The sequence below is a fragment of the Microbacterium sp. 1S1 genome (genome assembly GCF_008271365.1).
Lineage (GTDB): Bacteria > Actinomycetota > Actinomycetes > Actinomycetales > Microbacteriaceae > Microbacterium.
Genome location: NZ_CP043430.1, coordinates 2656361 through 2673956, shown reverse-complemented (window position 1 = coordinate 2673956; position 17596 = coordinate 2656361). Strand labels below are relative to the sequence as shown.

At 69.3% G+C, this 17596-nt stretch carries 21 protein-coding genes and 1 pseudogene; 10 read left to right on the top strand and 12 right to left on the bottom strand.

All coding sequences use genetic code 11. From position 1 onward, the window contains the following. Window positions 1-21 precede the first annotated feature (21 nt). Genes FY549_RS12960 through FY549_RS12950 form a run of 3 tightly spaced genes read right to left on the bottom strand, consistent with a single transcriptional unit; the run spans window position 22 to window position 1636 of the window. The gene (locus FY549_RS12960) at window positions 22-669 is read right to left on the bottom strand and encodes a hypothetical protein (RefSeq protein WP_149085381.1); all 648 of its coding nucleotides are present in this window, start codon (window positions 667-669) and stop codon (window positions 22-24) included. Then, window positions 660-1208: a hypothetical protein gene (locus tag FY549_RS12955; protein WP_149085380.1), complete on the bottom strand. Its 549-nt coding sequence runs from the start codon at window positions 1206-1208 to the stop codon at window positions 660-662. Before FY549_RS12955 ends, FY549_RS12960 begins: the two co-directional genes overlap by 10 nt. Before the next feature lie 5 nt (window positions 1209-1213). Beyond that, complete coding sequence (locus FY549_RS12950) at window positions 1214-1636, bottom strand: hypothetical protein (protein ID WP_149085379.1); 423 nt, start codon at window positions 1634-1636, stop codon at window positions 1214-1216. A gap of 291 nt (window positions 1637-1927) precedes the next feature. Between FY549_RS12950 and FY549_RS12945 the strand changes: the two genes are divergently transcribed. Next, on the top strand, window positions 1928-2248 hold the full coding sequence (locus tag FY549_RS12945; RefSeq protein WP_200838586.1) for a hypothetical protein: 321 nt from the start codon (window positions 1928-1930) through the stop codon (window positions 2246-2248). Between the two features lie 97 nt (window positions 2249-2345). Here the strand turns inward: FY549_RS12945 and FY549_RS12940 are convergent, their stop codons facing one another. Continuing rightward, window positions 2346-2819 carry a DUF4383 domain-containing protein gene (locus FY549_RS12940; protein WP_149085378.1) on the bottom strand — a complete coding sequence of 158 codons (474 nt, stop codon included), beginning with the start codon at window positions 2817-2819 and terminating at the stop codon, window positions 2346-2348. A 194-nt stretch (window positions 2820-3013) separates the two neighbouring features. Between FY549_RS12940 and FY549_RS12935 the strand changes: the two genes are divergently transcribed. Further along, the gene (locus tag FY549_RS12935; RefSeq protein ID WP_222930618.1) at window positions 3014-3514 is read left to right on the top strand and encodes a DUF6098 family protein; all 501 of its coding nucleotides are present in this window, start codon (window positions 3014-3016) and stop codon (window positions 3512-3514) included. Further along, the gene (locus FY549_RS12930; RefSeq protein WP_149085377.1) at window positions 3511-4263 is read left to right on the top strand and encodes an MBL fold metallo-hydrolase; all 753 of its coding nucleotides are present in this window, start codon (window positions 3511-3513) and stop codon (window positions 4261-4263) included. Before FY549_RS12935 ends, FY549_RS12930 begins: the two co-directional genes overlap by 4 nt. Window positions 4264-4270: 7 nt before the next feature. On the opposite strand, the gene FY549_RS12925 is transcribed toward FY549_RS12930, so the two are convergent. From FY549_RS12925 to FY549_RS12900, 6 genes and pseudogenes are all read right to left on the bottom strand, one after another. After that, the gene (locus tag FY549_RS12925; RefSeq protein ID WP_149085376.1) at window positions 4271-5497 is read right to left on the bottom strand and encodes a Dyp-type peroxidase; all 1227 of its coding nucleotides are present in this window, start codon (window positions 5495-5497) and stop codon (window positions 4271-4273) included. Beyond that, entirely contained in the window at window positions 5497-6030 is a 534-nt protein-coding gene (locus tag FY549_RS12920; protein WP_149085375.1) for a copper chaperone PCu(A)C, read from the bottom strand. Before FY549_RS12920 ends, FY549_RS12925 begins: the two co-directional genes overlap by 1 nt. An 11-nt stretch (window positions 6031-6041) precedes the next feature. Next, window positions 6042-6674, bottom strand: a complete 633-nt coding sequence (locus FY549_RS12915) for a copper resistance protein CopC (protein WP_187614868.1) — start codon at window positions 6672-6674, stop codon at window positions 6042-6044. 110 nt (window positions 6675-6784) lie between these two features. Continuing rightward, on the bottom strand, window positions 6785-7390 hold the full coding sequence (locus FY549_RS12910; RefSeq protein ID WP_149085374.1) for a hypothetical protein: 606 nt from the start codon (window positions 7388-7390) through the stop codon (window positions 6785-6787). A gap of 50 nt (window positions 7391-7440) precedes the next feature. Beyond that, window positions 7441-8789: pseudogene (locus tag FY549_RS12905) on the bottom strand (cryptochrome/photolyase family protein). Further along, window positions 8786-9163 carry a hypothetical protein gene (locus FY549_RS12900; RefSeq protein WP_149085373.1) on the bottom strand — a complete coding sequence of 126 codons (378 nt, stop codon included), beginning with the start codon at window positions 9161-9163 and terminating at the stop codon, window positions 8786-8788. Before FY549_RS12900 ends, FY549_RS12905 begins: the two are co-directional and overlap by 4 nt. Window positions 9164-9213: 50 nt before the next feature. On the opposite strand from FY549_RS12900, the gene FY549_RS12895 reads away from it, so the two are divergent. The 3 genes from FY549_RS12895 to FY549_RS12885 all read left to right on the top strand — a co-directional run bounded on the left by FY549_RS12895 (window position 9214) and on the right by FY549_RS12885 (window position 12186). Further along, complete coding sequence (locus FY549_RS12895; RefSeq protein WP_149085372.1) at window positions 9214-9573, top strand: YnfA family protein; 360 nt, start codon at window positions 9214-9216, stop codon at window positions 9571-9573. Window positions 9574-9694: 121 nt separating this feature from the next. Further along, complete coding sequence (gene thrS / locus FY549_RS12890; RefSeq protein ID WP_200838595.1) at window positions 9695-11635, top strand: threonine--tRNA ligase; 1941 nt, start codon at window positions 9695-9697, stop codon at window positions 11633-11635. Then, window positions 11632-12186, top strand: coding sequence for an HIT family protein (locus FY549_RS12885; protein ID WP_149085370.1), 555 nt, complete (start codon window positions 11632-11634; stop codon window positions 12184-12186). The genes thrS and FY549_RS12885 overlap by 4 nt, the downstream gene beginning before the upstream one ends. 59 nt (window positions 12187-12245) lie before the next feature. Here FY549_RS12885 and pdxY read toward each other — a convergent pair whose 3' ends face one another. Both pdxY and FY549_RS12875 read right to left on the bottom strand, forming a co-directional pair. Beyond that, window positions 12246-13097, bottom strand: a complete 852-nt coding sequence (gene pdxY / locus FY549_RS12880; protein WP_149085369.1) for a pyridoxal kinase PdxY — start codon at window positions 13095-13097, stop codon at window positions 12246-12248. A gap of 46 nt (window positions 13098-13143) precedes the next feature. Continuing rightward, window positions 13144-14451 carry an aminotransferase class I/II-fold pyridoxal phosphate-dependent enzyme gene (locus tag FY549_RS12875; protein ID WP_187614867.1) on the bottom strand — a complete coding sequence of 436 codons (1308 nt, stop codon included), beginning with the start codon at window positions 14449-14451 and terminating at the stop codon, window positions 13144-13146. Between the two features lie 89 nt (window positions 14452-14540). Here FY549_RS12875 and pdxS point away from each other — a divergent pair, with 89 nt between their 5' ends. The 4 genes from pdxS to ruvC all read left to right on the top strand — a co-directional run bounded on the left by pdxS (window position 14541) and on the right by ruvC (window position 17592). After that, on the top strand, window positions 14541-15434 hold the full coding sequence (gene pdxS, locus FY549_RS12870) for a pyridoxal 5'-phosphate synthase lyase subunit PdxS (RefSeq protein ID WP_149085368.1): 894 nt from the start codon (window positions 14541-14543) through the stop codon (window positions 15432-15434). Beyond that, window positions 15385-16020 (top strand): pyridoxal 5'-phosphate synthase glutaminase subunit PdxT, encoded by a 636-nt coding sequence (gene pdxT / locus FY549_RS12865; RefSeq protein WP_149085367.1) that lies wholly within the window; start codon window positions 15385-15387, stop codon window positions 16018-16020. The genes pdxS and pdxT overlap by 50 nt, the downstream gene beginning before the upstream one ends. A 177-nt stretch (window positions 16021-16197) precedes the next feature. Further along, on the top strand, window positions 16198-16959 hold the full coding sequence (locus FY549_RS12860) for a YebC/PmpR family DNA-binding transcriptional regulator (protein ID WP_149085366.1): 762 nt from the start codon (window positions 16198-16200) through the stop codon (window positions 16957-16959). Window positions 16960-17004: 45 nt separating this feature from the next. Next, a complete protein-coding gene (gene ruvC / locus FY549_RS12855; protein WP_149085365.1) occupies window positions 17005-17592 on the top strand; it encodes a crossover junction endodeoxyribonuclease RuvC in 588 nt (195 codons plus the stop codon). Window positions 17593-17596: the final 4 nt, after the last annotated feature.

Here is a 17596-nt window from a genome sequence, read left to right as displayed (position 1 = left end):
CATCCGACACGGGCCCCTTAGTCACAGATACGACGGGAGTGATTCGTCGTAGTCGGGGAATCGATGCCAGATAGACCGGCGAATGCCAGACCGCTCAAGACGGAAGGCCAAGAGCTCCCCGCCGATCGCGACCGACTTCTCACCCTGGTCCCGGAAGCGCTGCTGCTCTTCGCGCAGACGGCAAGCCAGGGCGATCCTTTCCTCGAGTTCGTAGGGAATGTCGGCGGTGAAGGTCTGCGGCCCGGGCTTCACCATGCACCTGTTCCCCCGGAACCGCTCGGATTCAAAGTCACCGCCCCTCATCGACGTGTACGTGTACGACACCAACTGGTCTGACCCGATCGGGAACCCGTACAGGTAGATGGTGGACGTCTCCGCATCGCCATACTCCTCGGCGACCTGGGCGCGGAAGTCCCGCAACTTCTCTGGGGCGATGTGGTCGACATCGCCGATGTCCCTTAGGTCGCGCTTGTTGACGATGAAGGCGAGTAGCGCCGCAGCAACTTCCGCGGTTCCCGTCGCCGCCATCACCATGTTCAGTCCGGGAATCGGATACACCTTGGGGCAATACATCGCGGGTGTGTCTTCGTCTCCGCGGACGACAAGGGTGTCCGCCGCGAGCTCAACCCAGTCTTCCCACTGAAAGACCATCAACAGACTCATTTCCATGCCTTCCGCATTGCTGCCTCGTGGTGCGTCGATGCATCCATGTAGATTGCCTCGCTGTCAGGCGCCGCAACCAGGTTCGCAGTGCGCCTTCCCGCGAGCGTTGCCCGCCACTCCTCGATTGCGGAGTGACCACCCGCGGCATCAACCTCATCAGCAGGGATCACATGCTCACCTGGCGCGAGCAACCGGAGCTCGGAGTCTTTGCCCTTAGGCCCACGGCCCCGAACAGGGCCACCCGTCGACATCCCGGGCGCCACAGTCTTGCTCCCTACGCGGAACGACTGACCGCCCTCCGCGTCCACAAACACCTTCACGCGCCGACCGTTGTTCAACGTCACGAATCGGTCGATCTGATTCTGCGCTGAAGCGGTTTGGACGAGCATGTCGACGGTCTTCTTGTTCGGCATCTGGAAGATCCGATCCGCCAACACCTTCACCTCGCCGGCGTTGTAGCCCGCAGCGACCGCAGCGTCGATGAATGCCTGACGCTGCTGCGCCAACGTCGAGTTCCACTTCTTCGCAGCCTCGTCCGCGCTCATGGTCGCTAGATCCTGCTCGACTGAGCTTGAGCCGCAGTCTGAGCAGCAGCAGCAACCTCTGAGAGAGCCGCAGCGTCCGCAGATCCCACTGCGGTGCTCTGGTCGAGCGAGTTGCCGTTCTTCGCGACAACATCAGACAAACCCGCCAAGGCATCCTGATACCGCGCGTTCGCGGTGATCGCATCCTGAGCGACCCCGTTAGCGGCGTTGATCTTGTCGATCAGGCCAGTGAGCTGCGAGTTGAGATCCTGCACGGCATCGGCCTGCGCGACGTACGAATCGGTGGCACTCTCAGACTGAGACGTGGAGGTCGAAGTGGCTTCCTCCTCCTGGCCCTTCAGCTTGATCGCGTCGTCAATCGCACCGTTCTGCTTCTGAATCCCGCCAATCATCGCCTCGAGCGCCGCTCGAGTCTCGTACGCGTTCATCCCGGTCTCCTCCTGGATGCGGTTGAACGCCTCCTGGTCGCCGTTCAGAGCGTCGCAGTTCAGCACCGCGGTCGCAGAGATCCCCGCAATCCCTGCGATATCGCGCGGAAGTGTGACGTCTCGCGGAGTGCACGAGCCTCCCAGGCCAACAAAAAACCCCGGAGAACCGGGGGTTTCGTGGTGCGCGATACTGGGATCGAAACTGTATGCAGGTTACTGCTGCTGCAGAGTCGAGTTCGAAGATGTGTTCGAGTATCGGTATCCTGGACCTGGCCGGAGGAAGGAGCCGGTGTGGGGAACTCGGGTCGCGCACTCTCCGCGTACAACGACATGCGGTCGCAACATCAGGCGATCGAGGCCGCTGCGCGTCACGGCCCTCTGCAGTCTCTCAGTGATCGCGAACTCGCCCTCCGAGAGTGCCCGATCACGGTGTATCCGCACGCTCTCCAGCGGCGGGTCCGGGCATGGGTGCGTTTCGGCCCCGAGGCGATCCGCGTGGAGGCGAAGGTCGTCCGCTCCACTCCGCTCGCGGCGGGCATCGAGTTCCGAGCCGGAGACCGGACCTATCGGTGCTGGGTGTGGGGCAACGCGGTGCAGCCCCACGACGGTTGAGGTCGGTCACCGGGAGCAGACAGGCAGGAGCCCCGCTCCGAGGGGGAGCGGGGCTCGAGGATCCCGAGGGATCGTGGTTCGGTGACGGCGCCTGGCGTCAGGCGCGTGCGGCACCCGTGCCGTTCCGGGGAACCCGGGGCTCGCGGCTCACGAAGATCCCGAGCAGCACCATGCCGATGGCGAGACCGAGGTGCAGCCAGTTGTCGGCGTTGTTCACGGGCAGGAAGTTCAGCTGCTCGTTGCCGACCGCGATGAGTCCGTAGAGCCAGACCACGAGGTAGGCGAGTCCGCCGATGATGAGGTACAGCCGTGAGGCGCGGGGCGAGGCGGCGAGCGCGATGCCGGCGACGGCGAACAGCAGATGGACGAGGTTGTGCAGCACGGACACCTGGAACACGCCCAGAAGCAGGGCTTCGGACTCGGCCCCGGCGCCGTGCAGGTGTTCGGCCGAGTGGGTGAGGCCCGGGATGAAGCCGGCGATGCCGACGATGAGGAAGACGATGCCGACGATCAGCGCCGTCTTCTGGATCGGCGTGGCGGCGTAGCGGGTGGTGCGGGTGGTGTCGCTCATGATCCCCTCCAAGGTGATGCGGTTGCCTGACCGTAGAGCTCCCTGAGTGCGGGCTGAGAGGGCATTGACGCGGGGAGGACCGCGCGGTAGTTTGCCTGCGCGAACGGGCCGCGACGGTCTTCGCGATGATGCGCCCGACGCGCGGATTGTCAATCCCCCTCGGAACCGCCGCGAGCGCTTCCTAACCTTCGCTCATGACCGATGCCGCTCTCGACCGCACCTGCGGCCCCGCTTCGACCCCCGGACGGGATCCGGCGACGGGCCTGCGTCGCATCGACCACCTGGCGCAGCTCGCGGCCGTCGTCCGTGCCTGCCCCGGCCTGCACGTCCGTTACTCGGACGGTCCCGACGTGGACGCACGCCGCTCCAGCATCGACACCGAGAGCGGACTCGAGCTTCCCGGTCTCTCGGTGAATCCCCTGGACGCCGAGCGGTGGTGGACCCGCCCGCTGGAGGACTGGCTCGCGCGGCAGCTCTGCCAGTACCGGCATCTCGCCGAGAAGGATCCCGAGCGCATCGCCTGGATTCTCCGCGGCGAGCTCTGCGGGCGGGGGCCCGACTGCGAACCGCTGCTGCGAGCGGTCGAGCCCGTCGCGGTCATCGGTGACGACGCACTTCTCGAAGCCAGAGACCGGTACGAGCGCAACTTCGACGCGGGCAGAGGACCCGCCGACCATGAGGAGGATCAGCCATGAGCGGAACACGGGAGTGGGTCGAGGTCATGCCGGGCTTCTTCCGCATCGGTGTCGCGGATGTGAACTGCTACCTCGTGCAGACCGCGGACGGGATGACGCTGTTCGACGCCGGACTGCCGCGCAGTCGCGGTGTGCTCGGCGACCTGCTGGAACACCTCGGCGCGCACGCGGCGGACATCGATGCAGTCGTCCTCACGCACGGACACTTCGATCACGTCGGTGTCGCGCGCGGGCTCCGGGCGGAAGGGGTGTCCGTGTTCGTGCATCCGCGCGATGCCGACTTGGCCCGCCACCCGTATCGCTACCGTCCCGCGACGCCGCGCATCCCCTACGTGCTGAGCCATCCGCGGGGCATTCCGACCATCACCCGGATGGCTCTGGCCGGAGCGTTGAACGTCCGCGGCGTGGAGGCGCAGGCGCGGGTGACGCACGGGCATCCGGTCGACGCACCAGGGACGCCGCTGGCACTGTGGACGCCGGGACACACGGCGGGACACTGCGCCTTCCTCTTCGAGGAGGCCGGTGTCCTCATCGCCGGAGACGCTCTCGTGACCCTCGACCCGTACACGGGGGACACCGGCCCCCAGATCGTCGCGAGCGCGGCCACGGCCGACACCGCGGAGGCGATGGATTCGCTGGACACGCTGGCGCAGACCGGCGCGCGCGTCGTCCTTCCCGGACATGGCGACCCCATCCTGGACGGTGTGGGGCCCGCCGTCGCCGCGGCACGGCGACGCGGACCCCACTGACGCCGCTTCAGCCGAGCAGCGTCTCCCCGATGTAGCCGCCTTCGGCGCACCCCGGAGGCACCGCGAAGACCGCGGATCCGATGGGCGTCGTCCACTCGTTCAGCAGATCCAGCTCGTCGAGCCGTCGCTGCATGGGCGTGAACTGACGCGCGACGTCCGCCTGGAAGGAGACGAACAGCAGGCCCGACTCCGACACCGTGCTCCCCGAGGGGCGTTCGTCATAGTTGTACGCCCGGCGGAAGATGCGCTCGACGCCCTCGCCACGCGCTCGTCGGATGTGCGCGAACGCCGGGATGACGGGGAAGCCGATGGCCGTCTTCGCGTCGAAGTCGGGCTCGTCGAACTCCGATCTCCCCGTGAGCGGTGCGCCGTCATGGAGCGTCCTGCCCACCGACGCCTCTCGTCCGCCGCGATCCAATCGGTCCCAGGAATCGAGGTCCATGCGGATGCGGCGCAGCACCATGCCCGTGCCTCCGGTGAGCCACCCGTCGGCGCTCCACACCACGCGCTCGAATTCGTCGGACCCCGGCTGCGGGTTGCTCGTGCCGTCGACCTGACCGAACAGGTTCCGCATGGTCGTCCCCGGTCGTTCGGTGCCGTGGGCGCGACGGAAGCCCTGCTGGATCCACCGGACGGTCGCGAAGCCGCGGGCGTCCTTCAGCAGCATGCGCTGCGCGTGCGCGACGGTGAGGGGGTCGTCGGCGGCGAGTTGGAGCAGCAGGTCACCGTCGGAGAACTCCGGCTGGAGGCGGTCCACCCGGAAGGCGGGCAGGGGAGCGAGCCACGACGGGCTCTCGCCTCCCGCTCGCGCCACGAGCCCGGGACCGAAGCCGACGGTGACCGTCAACCGGGCCGGCGACAGCGCAAGCTCGGGCTCGGAATCCGCGAGCGCCGAGCGCCCCTGGGTGAGCCGAGCGGCGTCGTCCGTGAGGAGCCGCAGGAGCCGGCGGAGCGCATCACGGTCGACCTCCGGGCGAAGATCGAGCGCGACGAAAGTGCCGTGCGCCTGGGCCGCCGTGTCGATTCCGGCCTGGTGGGCGCCGTGGAACGGCACGGTGCGGGTGCCGTTGAGGGGTGCGGGGGACGGAGAGGACTCGGCATCCCCGCGCGAGAGGGCGAGGTCCGCTCCGACCGCGACGGCGGCCCCGACGCCGGCGACAGCCCCTCCGAGGAGGAACTGCCGCCGCGTCGAGCCGGTGCGGCCGGTGCGCGCGCCCGAGACGCGCGCGGCCATCAGTGGTCCATGCCCTCGTCGTCGTCTCCGCCGTCGTCGTAGTTCTCGTTCGCGCCCGAGTAGTCCTTCACCGGCGCGGTGAAGTCGTAGGTGGAATCGTCCGACAGAGTGACGGTGAAGGTGACCTCGTCACCGGCGCGCAGCGGCTCGGCGAGATCCATCATCATGATGTGGTTCCCGCCGGGCTCGAGGACGAGGCCGCCGCCGGCCGGGACGACGAAGCCCCCGGCGATCTCCCGCATGACCATCTCGCCGGCATCGTTCTGCACGGTCTCGTGCAGCTCGATCATCGGGGAGGCGGCGGAGGCGACCGATGTCACGGTGACGTCCTCCGCACCGTCGTTGACGAGGGTGCCGAAGACCGCGGACATGCCCTCGTCGGCGGACTTGACCCAGGCGTCGTCGATGCGGAGCACCTCCCCGGCGGGTGTGCTCGTCGGAGTCGTGGTCGTCGTGGCCGTGCAGCCAGTGAGGGCGACGAGCGAGAGGACGATCATCGCGCCGAGGCGGGGAAGGGAAGTGCGGGTGTTCATGGTGATGCCTTTCACGAGTTCTGTGCCGTGTCGTCGCCGGAGTCCGGCGGCACGGCAGCCGCGCGGCGGCGGCGGAGGATGAGGATGAGGGCGAAGGCGGCGACGGCGAGTGCCGCGCCTGTCCCGCCGACGAGGACGGCCCGGAACGGGTCGCCCGTCTCGTCCGCGTTCTGATCCGATGAGTCTGCGGTGTCTGAGGCGTCTGCGGTGGCGGTGGGAGCCTCAGGCTCCGGGTTCCGCGTCGTCTCCAGCGGAGCGGCGTCCCCGATCGCAAAGGGGATGACTCCGGCGATGGGATGTCCGTCTTCGGAGACGACCTGCCAGCGAACCTGGTAGCCGCCCGCAGGCATGTCGGCTTCGAGGGCGGCGGTGACGTTCCGGCCACGGACCTCCACCTCGCCCGTCGCCCAGTCCTCGCCCTCCGCGTCGACGACGAGGACGGTGGCCCCGGCGGTCGAGTCGTCGAGGACGAGGAGCTCACCCGAGAACGTCATCGTGACGCTCGCCGGTGGGGCCTCGAGCCGTTCCCCGTCGGCGGGGCTGCTTTCGAGGAGCTGGTCATGGGCGGTCGCCGGCGCTGCCGTCGCGAGGATCGCGACAGCCGCCAGCACCGCCCCGGCCGCGAATCTGCGGACAGGGGACATGGAAGTGCCTCTCTTCAGACGTCGCCGAGCGACGTGGTACCTGCGTTCGGACGCGCGTCACAGGGGACAGCGCGAAGACGCACCGCACGACCGGAGTCGTACGGCGCGGATCAGAGCGCGGGGAGAGAGGGCGGGGCGCGTCCGAGAAGCGGTGCGAGGAGGCGACGAATTCGGGCCGTCCGCACGATGAAGAGTCCGGGCAGGCGGAGCCGAGTGGCGACGGAGCGAGGAGAGACCACCGCATCGGCGCGGCGACGCACCCAGCGGACCACCCGGACGGCGAGATCGCGCACCGTGAGGAGCAGGCGCTCCCCACGGTGGAGCGCCATCACGGTGATGGCGGCGGCGAGGGCGTGTCCAAGCCACATCGTGGCATCCGCGGTCGCGACGACGGCCGCGCCATCGGTGGCGGGAAGCACGAGCGGAGCACCGTGCACGTGCGGGATCGTCACCCCAGACGGCGAGACCGTCCCGAGGACGAACAACGTGTGGAAGAGGAACTGGCTCAGCGCTACCGAGAGGCTGAGCCGCGTGAACGAGAGCGTTCGTCCGGCGAGGAGCACGCTCACCATGAAGGCGAACAGCCAGGGCACGAGGATTCCCAGAGCGCCCGGCATCTCACCACCGCCGGTCACGTGGCCGGCCAGCGCGACGAAGATCGCGAGCGACGAGGTCGCGAAGCCCCGCACGACGGCGGGCTTGCGGGACGGGCTCACGCGCACCAGTCTGCCATGCGGGACGGGGCGGTGACGGGTGGGGCTGCGTGTCAACGCCTCGGAGTGCCGGAGCGCTTCACGGTCTCGTAGGCGGCGAGCGCTGCTTTGCGGGTCTCACCGAGGTCGACGATCGGCTCGGTCGGGGCGTCCGCGGCCCAGCGGCCGATGTACCGGCCTTCGGCGTCGAACTTCTTGGCCTGCAGCTCCGGGTTGAACACGCGGAAGTACGGCGCGGCGTCGGCGCCGGATCCCGCGACCCACTGCCAGTTGAAGGGGTTGTTCGCGTCATCGGCGTCCACCAGAGTGTCCCAGAACCACTCCTCGCCGAGCCGCCAGTCGATGAGGAGGTTCTTGACGAGGAAGGACGCGGTGACCATCCGGACGCGGTTGTGCATGTACCCCGTGTGCCAGAGCTCGCGCATGCCTGCGTCGACGAGAGGCACACCGGTGTCGCCGTGCTGCCAGAGGTCCAGGCGAGCGGGATCCAGGGGAGGCCACGGGAATGCGTCGAACTCCGGGCGCAGGTTCTTCGTCGCGAGGTCGGGGAAGTGGAAGAGCGTATGCCAGGCGAACTCGCGCCAGCCGAGTTCCGACAGGAATCCGCCGGCGCCGTCGACCTCCACCGCCGCGTGCCACACCGTGAACGGGCTGAGCTCGCCCCAGCGGAGGCGCGGCGACAGCCGCGAGGTGGCGCCGGCGGCCGGGGCGTCGCGAGCGCGGTCGTACGTGCCGAGGTCTTCCGCGAGGAACTGACGCAGCCGGCGGCGCGCGGCAGGTTCACCGGGCTCCCAGGTGTCGCGCAGTCCGCCGGCCCAGTCCGGGGCAGTGGGCAGGAGCCTCCAGTCGTCGAGCGCATCGGAGGCGTTCCGCGTGGGCGCGCCGCGGAGCTCGCGCGGCTCGGGGAGCGGGCGCGCGGGGCGGGCAGGGCCAGGCATGCTCGCCAGAAAGGCGTGAAGACGGAGTAGTGCGTGCCGCTTCCGGTCGTCACCGTCCACGGCTCATGCAGGAGCGATGCCGCGAACGAGCTCACCACCAGACCCTCGTCGCGCAGCACGGTTTTCAGTCCGGAATCGATCTCGCGCCCGGCGCTCCCGTATCGGCGGTTCCAGAAGACCGCTCCCGCTCCGGACTCCGCCGCCAGCTCTCGCACGATCCGGTCGGCAGGGCCGCGCCGCAGGACCAGCGTCGCCCCCTTCTCGTGCAGCCGTTCGGCGAGCGAGACGAGGGAGTGGTGCAGCCACCAGCGGGCGGCGCCGCCCAGCGGACGGACGCCGGGGGATTCCTCATCGAGGACGAACAGCGCGATGATCGGTTCGTCCCGCTCGACGGCGGCACGGAGCGCAGGGTTGTCCGCCAGGCGCAGATCGTCGCGGAACCAGACGATCGAGGGCGAGGTCATCGGGTCGCCCACAAGGCCCAGGCGATCAGCAGCGGTTGCAGGAACAGGCGTCCCAACCGGCGTCCGTCCGTGTCGAGCCCGGGCGCGGATCGCCCGGTACGCCATTGATGCCAGTTGCCGGGAAAGACCGCGGCGAAGAAACCCGCCGTCGCCCACCCCAGTCGTCGTCGTTCGCGCGGCAGAGCCACCAGCCCCGCGGCGAGAGCCACCTCGGCGGCACCCGACGTCAGGACGATCGTGTCCGCGTCCATCCGGGTGAGCCGGGTCGCCCAGTCCGGCACGACGACCCGGAATCCTCGCGTCTGGGTGAAATGCAACACGCCCATCGCACCGAGGGCGAGAGCGAGGAGCCAGCGACCGATCGTCCGTGTCATGCGCCCACGCTACCGTCCCCGTGCGACGCCGCGGCTGTCACACTGAGGCGATGACCGTGCTGCGCATCACCGTCCTTTTCCTGCTCGCCGCCGTCGCCGAGATCGGCGGCGCCTGGCTCATCTGGCAGGCGGTGAAGGAGGACAGAGGCTGGCTGTTCGCGGTCCTCGGCGTCATGGCGCTCGGCGCGTACGGGTTCATCGCGGCGCTGCAGCCGGACGCGAACTTCGGTCGCGTCCTGGCCGCGTACGGCGGGATCTTCATCGCCGGATCCCTCGCCTGGGGCGTCATCGTCGACGGTTTCCGTCCCACCTCGTGGGACGTGGTCGGGTCCGCGGTCGCCCTGGCCGGCGCGGCGATCATCATCTTCGCGCCGACCGTCGGATCCTCGGCGACCGAGATCCCGGGGTGACGGTCAGCGCGCGCCGAGCGGACGAGTAGCCTAGATCCAGACCCAGATGGAGTGATCAGTGCCTGAAAACGCCCAGCCGACCGACGGCTTCGCCCTGTTCTCTGACCGTAACGTCGTCGCCATGCGCGTCGGCGGCGTCCTCAAGGATCTCGCCGCGACGGTCACCGACACGGACGAGGTCGAGCCCGTCACGATCGACAGCCCCGACGGCCTGAGCATCCTGCGCCACTCGACCGCGCACGTGCTCGCGCAGGCGGTGCAGCGGATCAACCCGCAGGCGAACCTGGGTATCGGCCCGCCCATCACCGACGGTTTCTACTACGACTTCGGCGTCGACACACCTTTCACCCCGGAGGACATCAAGGCCATCTCCAAGGAGATGCAGCGCATCGTCCGTGAGGGGCAGCGCTTCGTGCGCCGTGTCGTGACCGACGAGGAGGCTCGCGCGGAACTGGCGGACGAGCCCTTCAAGCTCGAGCTCATCGGCCTCAAGGGCCCATCGGCGGGTGCCGAGGGGGAGATCGCCGAAGGTGCCTCCGTCGAGGTGGGTGAGGGCGAGCTCACGATCTACGACAACACGACCCGCGACGGCGAGGTGGTCTGGAAGGACCTCTGCCGCGGTCCGCACCTGCCCAACACCCGCATGATCGGCAACGGCTGGGACCTCACCCGCATCGCCGCCGCGTACTGGCGGGGCAGCGAGAAGAACCCGCAGCTGCAGCGCATCTACGGCACGGCGTGGCCGACGAAGGACGAGCTCCGCGCGTACCAGGAGCGCATCGCCGAGGCCGAGCGGCGCGACCACCGCAAGCTCGGTGCCGAGATGGACCTGTTCTCGTTCCCGGACGAGATCGGCTCGGGACTGGCGGTCTTCCACCCCAAGGGCGGCATCATCCGCTACGAGATCGAGGAGAACCTGCGCAAGCACCTGCTGCGCAACGGCTACGACCTCGTGAACAGCCCGCACATCACGAAGAAGGATCTCTTCATGACGTCGGGGCATCTGCAGACCTACGCGGACGGGATGTTCCCGCCGATGCACCTCGACGAGGTCGTCGACGACGAGGGAAACGTCACCCGGCAGGGCCAGGACTACTACCTGAAGCCGATGAACTGCCCGTTCCACAACCTCATCTTCCGTTCGCGCGGGCGCTCCTACCGCGAGCTCCCGCTGCGTCTGGCGGAGTTCGGGACCGTCTACCGCTACGAGAAGAGCGGCACGCTCTCGGGGCTCACCCGGGTGCGCGGCCTGACCCAGGACGATGCCCACATCTACGTCGCCCAGGACCAGGTCAAGGACGAGCTCACCACCAACCTGAACCTCGTGCTCGACCTGCTCCGCGACTACGGGCTCAACGACTTCTACCTCGAGCTGTCGACGAACGAGGAGGGTAACCCGAAGTTCCTCGGCGAGCCCGAGCAGTGGTCGACGGCCATCGACACTCTGCGTGAGGTCGCGATCGAATCGGGCCTCGAGCTCGTGGCCGACCCGGGCGGCGCTGCCTTCTACGGCCCGAAGATCTCCGTGCAGGCCCGCGACGCGATCGGCCGCACCTGGCAGATGTCGACCATCCAGCTCGACTTCAACCAGCCCGACCGCTTCGAACTGGAGTACACCGGCCCCGACGGGCAGAAGCACCGGCCCGTGATGATCCACCGGGCCCTCCTCGGCTCCGTCGAGCGCTTCTTCGCGATCCTCCTCGAGCACTATGCCGGCGACTTCCCGCTCTGGCTCGCGCCGAGCCAGGTCGTGGGTGTCCCGGTGGCCGAGCAGTACGGGGACTACCTGGACGACGTCATCGCGCAGCTGCGCGCGGCGGGCGTGCGAGCCGACGTCGATCACTCCGACGACCGCATGCAGAAGAAGATCCGCACCCACACCACGGCCAAGGTCCCGGTCATCCTCATCGTGGGGGAGCAGGACCGCGCCGCCGGTACCGTGTCGTTCCGCTTCCGCGACGGCACGCAGGAGAACGGCGTGCCCGTCGCGGACGCAGTGCGCCGGATCACCGCCGCCATCGCGTCGCACGCGCTCGTGCTGAAGGCAGGGGACCTCGCATGACGGCCGGTGAGGCGGGCCTCGAGGACGCCTCTCGTCTGGTCGGAGTCCCCGACGAGTTCCAGCGACTGTGGACCCCGCACCGGATGGCGTACATCCAGGCGGGGCCCGAGCCGCTGCGCGAGGAGTGCCCGTTCTGCGAGGCACCGAAGTTCCCGGACGCCGAGCGGCTCATCGTCGCCCGCGGGGAGACCGCGTACGTCCTGCTGAACCTGTTCCCGTACAACTCGGGGCACCTGCTCGTGTGCCCGTACCGCCATATCGCCACCTACGACCAGGCGTCGCCTGAGGAGGTCGCCGAGATCGGCGCCCTCACGCAGACCGCGATGCGCGTGCTCCGCGAGGTCTCGGGCTGCGACGGCTTCAACCTGGGCATGAACCAGGGAGCGGTCGCCGGCGCGGGCGTGGATGCCCACCTGCACCAGCACGTGGTGCCGCGGTGGCGCTCCGACGCGAACTTCTTCCCGATCATCGCCAAGACCAAGGCGCTCCCGCAGCTCCTCGGGGAGGTGCGGGAGGCCGTCGCTGAAGCCTGGCCCGACGCCGCTCGCTGAGCCCGGGCACCGGGTCGCCGAGCCCGGGTCATGGGTCGCTGAGCCGATGCCGTGCGGAGTCAGCGCACCTGGCGGGCGGCGAACTGCATCCGCGGGTTCGCGTAGAACTCCTGCGCCTCGATGAGCTGCAGTTCACGCTCTCCGGAGTCGAGCGTGGCCTGGAGCAGGTCGTAGACGCTGGAGGCGGTGCGCTCCAGAGCGGTCTGCGCGCTGCCGGTCGCGACGTAGTGCGCGGTGAACAGCGCCGCCGTCACATCGCCGGAGCCGTTCGCCTTCATCGGCAGGTGCGGCGTCTGGACCAGCCACGCGCCCGCGTCGTCCACGGCCAGCATCTCGATCGTGCCCTCTTCGCGGTCGGGCCGCTCGACGCTCGTGACGAGCACCGTGCGCGGACCCATCGCTCGCGCGAGATCCACGGAGGCGAGGGTCGACTCGAGCGTGTCCGGCTCCGTCTCGGTGAGGAAGCCCAACTCGAACTGGTTCGGCGTGATGATGTCCGCGACCGGCACCACGCGCTCGCGAAGCAGGATGGGGATGGCCGGGGCGACGAAGCAACCGGACTTGGCGTTGCCCATCACGGGGTCGCACGCGTACACCGCGTCAGGGTTGGCGGCCTTCACCCTGGCGACCGCGTCGATGATGACGTCGCCGATGCCTTCGCTGCCCTGGTAACCGCTGAGGACGGCGTCGATCGAGCCGAACGCCCCGCGCTCCTCGATACCGGTGATGACCTCGCCCACGTCGGCCGGGTCGATCAGCGGGCCGCGCCACGCCCCGTATCCGGTGTGGTTCGAGAAGGTCACGGTGTAGACGGGCAGGACCTCCACGCCGATGCGCTGCAGCGGGAAGACGGCCGCGGAGTTGCCGACGTGGCCGTACGCGACGGCGGACTGGATGGACAGGATCTTCATGCCCGGTCCCTTTCATTCTGGGCGGGGCGGTGCCCGCGTCGGGTGGTCATCGTCCGGCGGCGACGAGGTCGGCGATGAGGGTCTCCGTGTCGTCCTCCGAGAGGTCATGCACGGTGAGGCGGAGGTGGTGCGACGGTTCGGCGCGCTCGTCGAGGGCGAAGTCGTCGCCCGTGCGTGCGAGCCAGCCGCGGCGCATGAGGTGGTCGGCGACGGCGCGGGCAGGCTTCGCGAATCCCACCCACAGGCTCAGCCCGTCCGGGTCGGGGGCGTCGATGCCGGCGGCGCGCAGGCGCCCCGCGACCGCGGCGTTCCGAGCGGCGTAGTGGCGGCCCGCCTCGGCGATCTCCTCGCGCACAGCGGGGTCCGTGAGCTGGGCGAGGGTGAGCCGCTGCAGCAGGTGGCTGACCCAGGTGGTCCCGGGGCTCAGGCGCATCGCCAGTCGCTCCGCCGTCTCCGGGTCGGTGGCCGCGATCGCCAGGCACATGTCCGGACCAAGGAACTTCGACACCGAGCGCACCAGGGCGAAACGCCGATGCTCGGGGCCGATCAGCGATTCGTAGGGGCGCTGGGAGAGCAGGGAGAAATGGTCGTCCTCGATGACGAGCACGTAGGGATGATCCGCGAGCACCGCCCGCAACGCGTCCGCCCGAGCGGGGGAGAGGCTCGCGCCGGTGGGGTTCTGCGCGCGCGGCGTACAGATCACGGCGCGGACGCCGGCGTCCAACGCGGCGCGTAGGCCGTCGACCGTCATGCCCTCCTCGTCGACCGGAACGGTGACGGCACGGTAGCCGCCGAGTCGCACGGTATGGATGCTCGCGAGGAAGCACGGGTCCTCGAGCGCCACCGCGTCGTCGCGCATGAGAGCCTGGGCGAGCAGGCGCTCGACGGCATCCACGGCTCCGCTGGTCACGGTGACGCGGAAGTCCTGCCCGGGGAGGTCGGCGCCCATCCACTCCTGCGCCCACTCCTCGAGGCCGCGATCGATGACCGGCTCGCCGTAGAGGACGGGGCGGCGTCCGATCGTGCCGAGCGCCGGCGACGGGTCGGGGATGCGGGCGGGGTCCGGATTGCCCGTGCCGATGTCCCGGAGGACGGTGTCGGCCGCGTACCCCTCCTGCGGAACGGCGTCCGCGCCGGCGACGACGGTGCCAGCCCGGCCCCGCGAATGCACCAGGCCCGCCTGCGCGAGCTGTCGGTACGCCGCGACCGCCGTGTTGCGGTTGACCCCCAAGGCCGCCGCGAGCTCCCGCACCGGGGGGAGGACCGCGCCCGGCCGGAGCGTCCCGCGGTCGTGCAGTGCGCGCACGCTGTCCGCGATCTCCGCTGCCGTCGTCCCGCTGATCTCGTCGTTCATGATCCTCCTCAAAGATTCTAGGTGGGTCGGACAGTGCTAGCTTTGATCTAGATCAAAACTGATTTCGGATCATTCGACAGGAGACCCCCATGACCGAGCAGCCCACCACCGGATCCGCACGTGTGAAGCGCGGTCTCGCCGAGATGCTCAAGGGTGGCGTCATCATGGACGTCGTCACGGCCGAGCAGGCGAAGATCGCCGAGGACGCCGGTGCCGTGGCCGTGATGGCACTGGAGCGCGTGCCCGCGGACATCCGGGCGCAGGGCGGGGTCTCCCGGATGAGCGACCCGGACATGATCGACAGCATCATCGACGCGGTGTCGATCCCCGTCATGGCGAAAGCGCGGATCGGTCACTTCGTCGAGGCCCAGGTGCTGCAGGAGCTCGGCGTCGACTACATCGACGAGTCCGAGGTGCTGTCGCCCGCCGACTACGTCAACCACATCGACAAGTTCGGCTTCACGGTGCCGTTCGTCTGCGGGGCCACAAACCTCGGGGAGGCGCTCCGCCGCATCAACGAGGGCGCCGCGATGATCCGCTCCAAGGGCGAGGCTGGCACGGGCGACGTCTCCGAGGCCATGAAGCACATCCGCAGGATCCGGGGGGAGATCGCCGCGCTGACCGCGCTGCCGAAGGACGAGCTGTTCGTCGCGGCGAAGGAGCTGCAGGCGCCCTACGAGCTCGTCGCGGAGATCGCCGAGACCGGGAAGCTTCCGGTGGTGCTCTTCGTCGCGGGCGGCGTCGCGACACCGGCCGACGCGGCCATGATGATGCAGCTCGGTGCGGACGGCGTGTTCGTCGGCTCCGGCATCTTCAAGTCGGGCAACCCCGCCGAACGTGCCAAGGCCATCGTCAAGGCGACGACGTTCTTCGACGACCCGAAGGCGATCGCCGAGGTGTCCCGCGGGCTCGGCGAGGCGATGGTCGGCATCAATGTCAGCGATCTCCCCGCCCCGCACCGCCTCGCCGAGCGTGGCTGGTAACCCGCGCGTCGGCGTCCTCGCTCTGCAGGGCGACGTGCGCGAGCACGCCACCCTGCTGGAGACGCTCGGCGCCGATGTCACGCTGGTCCGTCGTCCGGAAGAGCTGGCTCAGGTCGACGGCCTCGTCATCCCGGGCGGAGAATCGACCGTGATCGACAAGCTCGCTCGGCTGTTCGGCCTGCAACAGCCGATCCGTGACGCGATCGCCGACGGGATGCCGGTGCTGGGGACCTGCGCCGGGCTCATCCTGCTGGCGGACGAGGTCGTCGACGCGATCGCGGGACAGCAGAGCTTCGGCGGCCTCGACGCGGTCGTGCGGCGCAACGCTTTCGGGCGGCAGGTCGAGTCCTTCGAAGCCGAACTCGTCATACCCGCGTTCGACGGACCACCCGTGACTGCCGCTTTCATCCGCGGTCCGGTCGTCGAGACCGTGGGACCACGGGCCTCCGTGCTCGCGACGTTGCCCGACGGGCGCGTCGTCGGAGTCGAGCAGGACGGGCTGCTCGGACTGAGCTTCCACCCGGAGATCTCCCACGAGACGCGCTTCCACCGACGCTTCCTCGACCACGTGAGTGCCCGCGGCTGACCGCCCCATCGCGCATTCAGGCATTCGCGTGAGAACAGGCGCCCCGGGGCGGGGAGGCCTGTTCTCGCGTGATCGCCTGAGCCCCGGATGGGGCCCAGAGCGGCCTCGCGGCGGCTTTCGATACACTGGACGACGCCCTGGGCCGCGTTCCGGGGCGCAGACGACGAGCGGAGACTTATGTCCGGGCATTCCAAGTGGGCCACGACCAAGCACAAGAAGGCCGTCATCGACGCGCGCCGTGCGAAGTCCTGGGCCAAGCTCATCAAGAACATCGAGGTCGCGGCCAAGCTGGGCGGCGCCGATCTGCAGGGCAACCCGACGCTCTTCGACGCGGTGCTCAAGGCGAAGAAGACCTCGGTCCCGAAGGACAACATCGACCGCGCGATCAAGCGTGGCGCCGGTATCGGCGGCGAGGCCGTCGAGTACACCTCGATCATGTACGAGGGCTATGGTCCCAACGGCGTCGCCCTCATGATCGAGTGTCTGACGGACAACAAGAACCGCGCCGCGGCCGAGGTGCGTACGGCACTGAGTCGGAATGGTGGCACCCTCGCCGACCCCGGCAGCGTGGCGTACAACTTCAGCCGCAAGGGCGTCATCGTCGTGGGCTCGGAGGGCACCACGGAGGATGACGTCATGATGGCGGCGCTGGAGGCCGGCGCGGAGGAGATCGAGCCGCACGCCGAGGGCTTCGAGGTCATCACCGAGGCGAGCGACCTGGTGGCCGTCCGCACCGCACTGCAGGATGCGGGCATCGAGTACGAGTCGGCGGACGTCGAGTTCGTGCCGAACCTCAAGGTCGAGATCGACGCCGAGACCGCCCGCAAGGTGTTCCGTCTCATCGACGCGCTCGAGGACAGCGAGGACGTCCAGAACGTCTTCAGCAACTTCGATCTGTCGGCCGAGGTCCAGGCCGAGCTCGAGAACGACGACGCGTAGGCGCGGCGCCGAGTCCCGCCGTGGCTGTCGGCCTAGCCTGAACGGGTGACCACTTCGCTGCGCGTTCTCGGCATCGACCCCGGACTCACACGGTGCGGCGTCGGGATCGTCGACGTCGACCGTGCCCGCCGCGGCACGCTAGTCCACGTCGGCGTGATCCGGTCCGCTCCGGATGCGGAGATCGGCGACCGTCTTGCGGTCGTCGCCGCGGGGATCCGTGCCGCCATCGCCGAGCACCGTCCCGATGCGGTCGCGGTCGAGCGGGTCTTCGCCCAGCAGAACACACACACGGTGATGGGCACCGCTCAGGCGAGTGGCGTGGCGCTGCTCATCGCCGCGGAGGCCGGGCTCCCGGCTGCGACCCACACCCCGAGCGAGGTCAAGGCCGCCGTGACGGGATACGGCTCCGCCGACAAGCGCCAGGTCCAGGCGATGATCGCCCGTATCCTGCGGCTCGACGCCCCTCCCCAGCCGGCCGACGCGGCCGATGCGTTGGCGATCGCCCTGTGTCATGCCTGGCGTCGCGGGGCTCCGGTATCGCGCGGCTCCGGCGCCACCGGCCTCACCCCCGCGCAGCGGGCATGGGCCGACGCGGAGCGTGTCGCTCGAACATATCTACGAGCCGGCTCCTAGACTG